The 2,056-nt window shown below is 38.3% G+C and carries 1 protein-coding gene and 1 pseudogene; both read left to right on the top strand.

Annotated features, from left to right (window positions below; all coding sequences use genetic code 11):
- Nucleotides 1-34: 34 nt before the first annotated feature.
- Nucleotides 35-1,600: a Ppx/GppA phosphatase family protein gene (locus Q0507_RS01680; protein WP_298711442.1), complete on the top strand. Its 1,566-nt coding sequence runs from the start codon at nucleotides 35-37 to the stop codon at nucleotides 1,598-1,600.
- Nucleotides 1,590-2,056 (top strand): annotated as a pseudogene (locus tag Q0507_RS01675) (RNA degradosome polyphosphate kinase); the annotation flags it as partial. The gene Q0507_RS01680 and the pseudogene Q0507_RS01675, both read left to right, overlap by 11 nt.

Here is a 2,056-nt window from a genome sequence, read left to right as displayed (position 1 = left end):
AAATAGAGTGGAAGGAAGCTCGTAAGGAGGCATAATGGCATTACCAAAAGCGTTACGATATGCAGTGCTACATGTAGGCTCCAGTAGCATGAGTATTACTATTTTAGAATACAAGGGTATCGATGATGTACGCGTTATAGATTATGCAGCTCGAGAGGTAACCTTTGGGGAAGAACTATTCCAAACCTCTCGTTTGAGTTTTAAAACGATTGAAGAAATTTGTCATATCTTAAAGGGATATAAACAATTAATGGCCGATTACGGTGTGAGTCGCTCTAGATTATATGGCACTACTGTAATACGTGAGGCTGCTAACCGTCGTAGTATTTTAGATCAAATTTACATCCAAACAGGTATGCGTGTTGAGGTTATCGACATGCCTAAAGAGGTGTATTACAAATATGCCTTGTTATACTACAAGATGACTAATCAGTACCGCTTGACGGATCCTACAAAGGCAACATTATTCCTTGATATCACTTCTGGTGGTGTAGGTTTAACCGTTTGGCGTGGTGAAAGCTTATTATTCCAGCGCAATATGCATAGCGGATCTTTGCGTGTTATGGAATCTTTTAATCGTAACCAACGTTCCTCTACATCGTTTCCAATGGCTATTACCGAGTATTTACATCGCATGATAGGCCCATTGCGGGAGGAACTAAAAACTTTCAACATTAATAGTGTAATTTTATCTGGCGATGAAGCTCAATATTTAGCGCGCCTCATGGGGGATGGAAGCAATAAGGACGATATTATTACCATTGAACCAGAACGTTTTAAAGGTTTCGTCAATTCCTTTGATGGTGTAACGGCTACTAAGTTAATCAATCGATATAAACTACCTGAATATAAGGCAAATATTTTGATGCCTACTATGATTTTGTTTAATGAAATTATAACGGCTATAAAGCCAAAGTCGTTAATTTTTAGTAGCTTCTCCTTCTCGCAAGGGATTAGCTGGTTCTATGGAGTTGAAGCTGAAAATAATCCGTTTATGTATCAACTGCGTGAGCAAAATGCTCAGCTAGCTCGTGCGGTTGCCGCTAGATATCATACTGATAGCATTCATGATGCTGAGGTAGAAAGATTCAGCTCTTTATTTTGTAAAATATTACGCCATAAAGGCTTACCAGAACGGTGGGGTTACTTATGCCGCATTGCAGCTATATTATGTTCCGTAGGGAAGTTTGTTAATTTACGAAACCATGGAGAGCATGCGTATCATATCGTGATGGGCACAGATATTTTTGGGCTTTCAGAAGAAGAAAAACAAGTGGTGGCAAATGTTGTGTACTATCACTATAAGGGAACTCCATCTGATGATGATGCTTATTTTAATTCCTTGACGGAATTACAAAAGATTCAAGTTACAAAGTTAGTAGCTATCATTCGTGTAGCTTGTGCGCTTGATGCAGGTAGTAATCAAAAAATCTCGGATATTACCTTAGAAGAACGGAATAATGTACTGTATGTATTCTGCCGCACTAATGAAGATATTTCTCTAGAATGGTGGACATTTAGTCGTGATTCCGAGTATTTTACAGAAGTATTTGGTATGGAACTTATACTTGTAAGAGGAGGTGACCGCCATGTTCAGTAATGCTAAGTATTACTTTAACCGAGAGTTATCTTGGCTAAAATTTAATCAGCGTGTACTATTAGAGTCTATAGATACAAATACTCCGCTGTTGGAACGATTGCGTTTTATTGCTATTGCTAGTTCTAATCTAGATGAGTTTTTTATGATTCGCGTGGCGGGGTTACGCCATCAAGTTGTGAATGGTATCGTTAAATATGATGCGGCTCATATGGATGCAAAGGCACAATTAAAGGCGATAGATGAATCTGTACAACGCCTTGTTGCTATGCAAAGCATGTATTTAAACAATGTCCTGACTAAACTAGAAAGTTATGGTTTTTTCTTTACGCATCCTGATGAACTGGATGTAAAAACAAAAGCTTGGTTACGTCATTATTTTGAAGAGCATATCTACCCCGTAGTAACACCATTGGCTGTTGACTCGGGGCATCCATTTCCATTTTTAACAAATCATAC

Source organism: uncultured Veillonella sp. (assembly GCF_938010505.1).
Lineage (GTDB): Bacteria > Bacillota > Negativicutes > Veillonellales > Veillonellaceae > Veillonella.
Note: the sequence above shows the minus strand (reverse complement) of the source record. Positions and strands in the feature narration are given on the sequence as shown.